5 protein-coding genes and 1 pseudogene are annotated in these 7,408 nt (G+C 61.7%); 4 read left to right on the top strand and 2 right to left on the bottom strand.

Annotated elements, in window-relative coordinates; genetic code table 11:
• Positions 1-333: 333 nt before the first annotated feature.
• From IGW03_RS24815 to IGW03_RS24805, 3 genes and pseudogenes are all read left to right on the top strand, one after another.
• Complete coding sequence (locus IGW03_RS24815) at positions 334-1,110, top strand: HpcH/HpaI aldolase family protein (RefSeq protein WP_194725214.1); 777 nt, start codon at positions 334-336, stop codon at positions 1,108-1,110.
• A 24-nt stretch (positions 1,111-1,134) separates the two neighbouring features.
• A pseudogene (gene glxR / locus IGW03_RS24810) lies at positions 1,135-2,055 on the top strand (2-hydroxy-3-oxopropionate reductase); the annotation flags it as partial.
• A 20-nt stretch (positions 2,056-2,075) separates the two neighbouring features.
• The gene (locus tag IGW03_RS24805; RefSeq protein WP_194725213.1) at positions 2,076-3,350 is read left to right on the top strand and encodes a glycerate kinase type-2 family protein; all 1,275 of its coding nucleotides are present in this window, start codon (positions 2,076-2,078) and stop codon (positions 3,348-3,350) included.
• Between the two features lie 512 nt (positions 3,351-3,862).
• Here IGW03_RS24805 and IGW03_RS24800 read toward each other — a convergent pair.
• Positions 3,863-4,615: a FadR/GntR family transcriptional regulator gene (locus IGW03_RS24800; protein WP_194725212.1), complete on the bottom strand. Its 753-nt coding sequence runs from the start codon at positions 4,613-4,615 to the stop codon at positions 3,863-3,865.
• A 124-nt stretch (positions 4,616-4,739) separates the two neighbouring features.
• Entirely contained in the window at positions 4,740-5,465 is a 726-nt protein-coding gene (locus IGW03_RS24795) for a FadR/GntR family transcriptional regulator (protein ID WP_194725211.1), read from the bottom strand.
• 357 nt (positions 5,466-5,822) lie between these two features.
• Between IGW03_RS24795 and IGW03_RS24790 the strand changes: the two genes are divergently transcribed.
• Positions 5,823-7,403, top strand: a complete 1,581-nt coding sequence (locus tag IGW03_RS24790; protein WP_194725210.1) for an Ig-like domain-containing protein — start codon at positions 5,823-5,825, stop codon at positions 7,401-7,403.
• The last annotated feature ends 5 nt before the right edge of the window (positions 7,404-7,408 follow it).

Raw genomic sequence — 7,408 nt, 5'->3', positions numbered from 1 at the left:
GGCGGGGTGAGCGTGGGGCAGGTGATGAAGACGATCTGGCCGTTCTACGGCGCGCTGATTGCCGCCATGCTGCTGATCACCTACGTGCCTTCGTTCTCGCTCTGGCTGCCCTCGGTCATGCTGGGCAAGTAATACACAAAGCAGTTCATGCCGCCGGAAACCTCCGGCGGCGTTCGAAGCTACAATGGCGGAGCGCCGGTCAAGGCTCCGCCATGCACCACAGAAGCCTTGCCAGGCAAGCGCATTGCCTAGAAAAAATCAGATGCCGGCACGCACCGAAGCATCCGCAACACTCCCGCACGCCGTCGTCCTACTTGATCCACCGAGGCTTCCATGAAAACCAATTCCTTCAAGGCACGTTTACAGGCACGACAACAGCAGATCGGCATATGGAGCATGCTTGCCAGCAGCAACGTGCTGGAAGTACTGACGCAATCCAGCTACGACTGGGTGCTGATCGACAGCGAGCATGCGCCCAACGACGTGCCGATGGTGCTCGAACAGCTGCGCACCGTCGCGCAGAGCGACATGCCGGCGCTGGTGCGCCCGGCCGTCAATGACACCATCATCATCAAGCGCATGCTCGACATCGGCGCGCAGACGCTGGTGATTCCCATGGTGGATTCCACCGACGATGCCCGCCGCGCGGTGGCCGCAATGCGTTATCCGCCGCTGGGCATCCGCGGCGTGTCGGCCGGCACGCGTGCCAACCGCTATGGACGCGACACCGATTACTTTGCACAGGTCAACAGCGAAACCTGCCTCGTGGTGCAGATCGAATCTGCAGCCGGCCTCGCCAACATCGAAGCGATCGCCGCAGTCGACGGCGTCGATGCGCTGTTCGTCGGTCCGTCGGACCTCGCCGCGGCACTGGGCTATCTCGGCGACAACAAGCATCCCGACGTGCAGAAGCAGATTCATTCCGCGCGCGAACGCTGCCACGCGGCCGGCAAGCCGATCGGCATCCTGATGCCGGATGCGGCCTTGGCGGCGGAATATGTGCGCAGCGGTTTCGACTTCGTCGCCATCACGACCGATATCACATTGCTCCGCAGCGGTGCCGAAGCAGCGCTGCGGAATCTCGCCGAATCGACCCGGCAAGACGCCTGAGCGGCGGCCTGCCGCAATCGGCAGGCCGGCCGGCGTCGCTCACTCATCATCAAGGAGAACTACATGGCAAACCTCGGTTTCATCGGACTGGGCATCATGGGCGCGCCCATGGCACTGAACCTGCAGAAGGGCGGACACCAGCTGTTCGTTCATACCCGCACCAAGCCGGCACAGGATCCCCTCAATGGCCAGGCAACCTATTGCAATTCAGCGGCGGAAGTGGCGAAGAACGCCGACATCATCTTCCTGATGGTGCCGGATACGCCGGACGTCGAAAAGGTGCTGTTCTCGGATAACGGCGTCGCAGCGGGCCTGACGGCCGGCAAGGCCGTGGTCGACATGAGCTCCATCTCGCCGATCGAGACGAAAGAGTTCGCCAAGCGCATCAATGCGCTCGACTGCGAATATCTCGATGCCCCGGTCTCCGGCGGCGAGGTCGGCGCCAAGGGCGCCACGCTGACCATCATGGTCGGCGGCACGGTCGAAGGATTCGAGCGCGTCAAGCCTTGCTTCGAGCTGATGGGCAAGAACATTACGCACGTCGGCGAAAACGGCGCCGGCCAGACCACCAAGGTGGCCAACCAGATCATCGTCGCACTGACCATCGAAGCGGTCAGCGAAGCGCTGCTGTTTGCCTCGAAGGCGGGTGCCGATCCGGCACGCGTGCGCCAGGCGCTGATGGGCGGTTTCGCCTCGTCGCGCATTCTCGAAGTGCATGGCGAGCGCATGGTCAAGCGCACCTTCGATCCGGGCTTCCGCATCGAATTACACCAGAAGGATCTCAACCTTGCGCTGCAAGGCGCGCGTGCGCTCGGCGTCACGCTGCCCAATACCGCGACGGCACAGGAATTGTTCAATACCTGCGTGGCCAACGGCTTCGCCAAGAGCGATCATTCCGCGCTGTGCCGCGCGCTGGAACTGATGTCCAACCATCCTATCGCCTGATCAGGCAGGCCCTTTTCGCCATGACCAGCCAGCATCACCGTACCGCGCCGCGCGCGGATCTGCTCGATCTGTTTGACAAGGCGGTGGCCGCCGTCAGTGCCGCGGGATGCGTGCCTTCGCATCTGCCTGCGCCGCCTGCCGGCCGTACCGTCGTGATCGGTGCGGGGAAGGGCGCCGCGGCGATGGCGCAGGCGGTGGAGGCGAACTGGCAGGGCGAATTGTCCGGGCTGGTCGTGACCCGTTACGGGCATGGCGCGCCGACACGCCGCATCGAAGTCGTGGAGGCCGCGCATCCCGTGCCCGACACTGCCGGCGCGGCGGCGGCCCAGCGCATCCTGGCGCTGGCGCGATCGCTGGAGAAGGACGATCTGCTGCTTTGCCTGATCTCGGGCGGCGGTTCCTCGCTGCTCGCCGCTCCTGCGGAGGGACTAGCCTTCAGCGACAAGCAGGCGATCAACCGGGCGCTGCTGCGTTCCGGCGCCAGCATTTCGGAAATGAACTGCGTGCGCAAGCATCTGTCGGCCATCAAGGGCGGAAGGCTTGCTGCCGCGTGCAAGGGCCGGGTCCATACGCTGCTCATCTCCGACATTCCCGGGGACGACCCCAGCCATGTGGCGAGCGGACCGACGATTCCCGACGCTACCACCTGCGATGACGCATTGCGCATCATCGACAAATACGGCATCGAAGTTCCTGCCGACATCAAGGCTCGCCTTGCATCGGGCGAACTGGAAACACCGAAGCCCGGCGATCCGCGTTTTTCCGGCCACGCACATGAGGTCGTGGCCACGGCAATGACGGCACTGGAAGCCGCCGCGAACCGCGCGCGCGAACTCGGGATCGAACCGCGTATCCTGTCCGACCACATCGAAGGTGAAGCGCGCGAGGTGGCTGCCGAGCATGCGGACATCGTGCGCGAGATGCGGCAGCAGGTGAAAGCCGACGGCAAGCCGCGCGTGCTGCTGTCCGGAGGCGAGACGACCGTGACGGTGCGCGGCAAGGGACGCGGCGGCCGCAATGCCGAGTTCCTGCTCGCACTGGCCGTGGCGCTGGACGGCATGCCCGGTGTGCATGCGATTGCCTGCGATACCGACGGCATCGATGGCTCCGAAGACAATGCCGGCGCGGTGATCGATCCCGATACCCTGGCGCGCGCCGCGACTGCGGATATCGATGCAAATGCCATGCTGGACGATAACAACGGTTATGGTTTCTTCAGCGCGCTGGGCGATTTGATTGTTACTGGTCCGACGCTGACCAATGTGAATGATTTCCGGGCGGTTCTGATTTTCTAATTTGAAAAAACCGTTGCTCCGTTCATTCCCATTCAATGGCGGCCGCTGACGAAGGAAGCGCGCGTTTCGTAACGCATGCGTTGCGCCTGCGAAGTCGGAGTCACTTGCAATCGGCGACGTGGATGGCAAAACAGTAGAGAATGCTCCTCCCCTTTCAAGGGCGGCCGGCGAGGTGGGAGGTTAGGTGGGGGATGGGTTTTAACTACCTATGTTGCAACCCATCCCCACCCCCAACCCTCCCCTTGAAGGGGAGGGAGCACGGTGAGGTAGACGTAGCAGGGATTTCGCAGCGCATGCGTTGCACCTGCAAAGTTGGAGTCGCCTGCAATAGGCGACGTGAACAGCAAAGCAACAAAGAACACTCCTTCCCCTTCAAGGGGAAGGTTGGGATGGGCATGGGTTCAATCCATCGACCTGCAAATGATCGCCCGTAGCCACTCAGGCACAACGCCTATCTGCAGAATCGTGGCCGCTATTCTTATCAAAAACAGAGCAGTCTTAAGCAAGAATGCCTAAGTCGCCCGAGGCTCCTCCGCAATTGCATTGCGCAGGCGCTCCAAGCTGCTGGTCAGGTGCGCCAGCATCGCCTCATGCGCGCGCTCGGCGCTGCCTTCCGCAATCGCCTCGTAAATCGCCTTGTGCTGTTCATTCACGATATGCATGTACTGCTGGCGCGGCAACGGCTGGAATTGATGGGTGCGGACCTGGGTGCGCGGAATCGCGCGCGCGCCGAGGAAACTGAAGGTGTCGGCGTAGTAGCGGTTGCCGCTGGCGGCGGCGATGCTGTTGTGGAATGCGAAGTCGGCGCCGGAGGTGTCGTCGCCGCGCGTGCGCTGCTCCACCAGTTCGTCGAGCGCGGTCTTGATGCTGCGCAGTTCCTCCTCGCTGCGGCGCTGCGCGGCGAGGTAGGCGGCTTCCGGCTCCAGGCAGATGCGGAACTCCAGCAACTGCAGCACTTCGCGGATTGTCTGCACTTCCTTCGGGTCGGTCGCCACGCGCACGCGGCGGCTGGGCTCGAGGACAAAGGTGCCGATGCCGTGGCGGGTTTCCACCAGGCCGTCGGCCTTCAGGCTGGACACCGCTTCGCGCACCACGGTGCGGCTGACGCGGTATTGCTCGATCAGCTCGATCTCTGTTGGGAAGCGGTCGCCCGCCTTCAATTCGCCGTTCTGAATGCGCTCGCTGAGCAGTTCGACCAATTGCCGGCTGAGGCTGCCGACATTGCCCCGGTTCGGGTTGTTGGACACTGAGGTGTGGATATCCATGGAATTCAGATCATTCAGATCAATACGGTGAAAAGCGGACTTGGTTTCATTCTACACCGCCGGTTTGCAGTCGAGACCGGCAGTCTGCCTGCCAGCCCGGCATCGCGCCGGCGCCATTCCGGCCCTATTTGTCGCTGCCCAGGATGCGGATCATCGAGTTGTTGATATGCGCCCGCATCGCAGCCGATGCGGCGGCGGCATCCTGCCTGACGATCGCGTCGATGATCGTCCGGTGCTCCTTGTCCGCCGAGGCCATTCTTTGCGGTCCCTGTTCGCGCGACAGATTGCGAGACAGCGACATGCTGAACAGTGTCTGGCTGCGTATCGCCTCCAGAACCGATTGGAAGAATGGATTCTTCGCCGCCATGGCGATCGCCATGTGCAGGGCGAAGTCTTCTTCCACGGCGATGTCTCCGCGCGCAATCACCGCCTGCAAACGCTGGTAGGCGGACTGGATGCGTTCGAGATCGGTATCTTCGCGCATCCGCGCTGCATGGTACGCCGCGCCGGCCTCGATGCCGCGCCGGAATTCGTAGCAGCGCTGGAAGTCGGCGACGCTGGCGATTTCGCTGAAGCTGAGCGCCGGCGCCTGCTGCGGCCGTCCGACGTAGCTGCCTGAACCCTGGCGCGAGACGATGATGCCGCCGGCCCGCAGGCGCGCCAGCGCCTCGCGTATGGTCGGGCGCGATACGCGGTACTGCTCGCTCAGCGCCTCTTCTCCGGGAAGACGATCGCCTTCTTTCAGCTCGCCTTCGAGGATGGACTTCAGAATCGCGTTATAAAGCACATCGGCAAGCTTCTCGCGCTTCTTGGTCGGGTATGGAGCATTAAGAACAAGTTTGGACGCCACGGCGAAATCACGATTCCTGTTTGGCTAACAGATGCGCTGGCCGCTACGGCGGGCATTTCAATGTGCTTGCAATAAGCAGACACCCGAGCATGCAATGCAGACAGAGATCTGATGGCGGTTGTAAGTACAGACATCTTACAACATTGTGGCGATGAAGTCATTCTCGGCCGAGTTGTAAAAACCTTTGCCTTCAATAAACACCTTGATCGCGAGCGCCATGAGCGCGTTTGCAATTGGCAATGACGTAAAGCTAACGTATCTGTAACTGCAGGTAAGAGTGTGAACGAGATATGTTTCAAGCTGACAGCTGTTCCGTGATGAAACTATTCTTTGCCATCGCCTTTACCTGGAAGCATCATGACCACCGCAGCCAATTTCCAACCCTGTCCCTTGTTTCATTTTCCTGGTTCGAAGCGCAGCACCATCGCCGCCTCCATCGCTCTGCTTTTCGCGGGCATGGCCGGCACCGCGTTCGCTGCCACCTTGGCGGTCGGCCCGGGAAAGCCGTATGCAGCCCCGTGCAAAGCCTTTGCCGCCGCCCAGGCAGGCGACATCATCGAGATCGATGGATCGGTGGCCTATACCGGGGATGTCTGCGGCATCTATGCGCATAACCTGACCATTCGCGGCGTGAATGGACGCCCGAAGATCGACGCGGGCGGCAAGAATGCGATGGGCAAGGGAACATGGGTCGTCGTCGGCAATGGCATCACGATTGAAAATGTCGAGATGTTCGGCGCCAAGGTCCCGGATCGCAACGGCGCTGCGCTTCGGCTCGAGGGTACCGGGTTCACCCTGCGCGGCAGCTACCTGCACGACAATGAAAACGGCATACTCTCGGGCGTCAACACGGCATCCGACATCCTGATCGAGAACACCGAGTTCGCGCACAACGGCTACGGCGATGGCTACTCGCACAACCTCTACATCGGCCAGGCAAGAAGCCTGGTGTTCCGCCACAACTATTCGCACGATGCCAACGTCGGCCACAACCTCAAGTCGCGCGCGCACACCAATACGATTCTGTACAACCGCTTCTCAAGCACGGTGCCCGGCCAGGCAGGCAGCGCGGCTAGCGGACAGCCAAGCTATGAAATCGATCTGCCCAATGCAGGCACGGCGTATGTCATCGGCAATGTGATCGAACAGCCTTCGATGAACCAGAATCCGGGCATGCTGGCCTTCGGCGAGGAGGGGGTGACGAATCCCGCCCAGGATCTTTATGTGGTGAACAACACATTCCTCAATAACGACAGCACGCGCGGCACGTTCATTCTGGTCGGATCATCGGTAACGACGCCGATCCTCATGCAGAACAATATATTCTCGGGTGTCGGAGAAGCCACGACTCAGGTATCGGCCATCGATAAAACCAACTACCGATCGCTCAGCCCGGCGTTCGTGAATCGCGCCGCTTATGACCTGCACCCGGCGGCCGGGTCGCCTGTCATCAACGCAGGATCTCCGGCCGGCAATTCGCGGACAGGCGTGTCGCTGACCGCAGTGTCGCAGTACAAGCATGTCGCGTCTGGCGAGCAAAGGCCGGTTGAGGGGCAGATCGATATCGGCGCGTATGAAGCGATGGCACCGACGCCAACACCAACACCAACACCAGCACCAGCACCAGCACCAGCACCAGCACCAGCACCAGCACCGAGTGCCGACACAACGGCACCAAAGGTTTACTTTGCGAGCCCGAAAAACGGGGCAGTGGTTTCCGGCACCGTCCGGGTGTCGGTACGCGCAAGCGACAACCGGGCCGTATCGAAAGTCGTATTGATGATCAATGGGAACCGGGTGGCGACGGCCGCAGGCGGCGCGCTGGACTATAGCTGGAGCACGCGCCGGCTGAGCGGAACGTACAACCTGACCGCCATTGCCTATGACACCTCGAACATCGAAGCGCGCAGCACGATCCAGGTCAAAGTTCAGCGGTAGAGGAA

The sequence above is a fragment of the Noviherbaspirillum malthae genome, assembly GCF_015352985.1.
GTDB classification, from domain to species: Bacteria; Pseudomonadota; Gammaproteobacteria; order Burkholderiales; family Burkholderiaceae_D; genus Noviherbaspirillum; species Noviherbaspirillum malthae.
The sequence above is the reverse complement of the archived record's forward strand: the minus strand, read 5'-3'. Positions and strand labels throughout refer to the sequence as shown.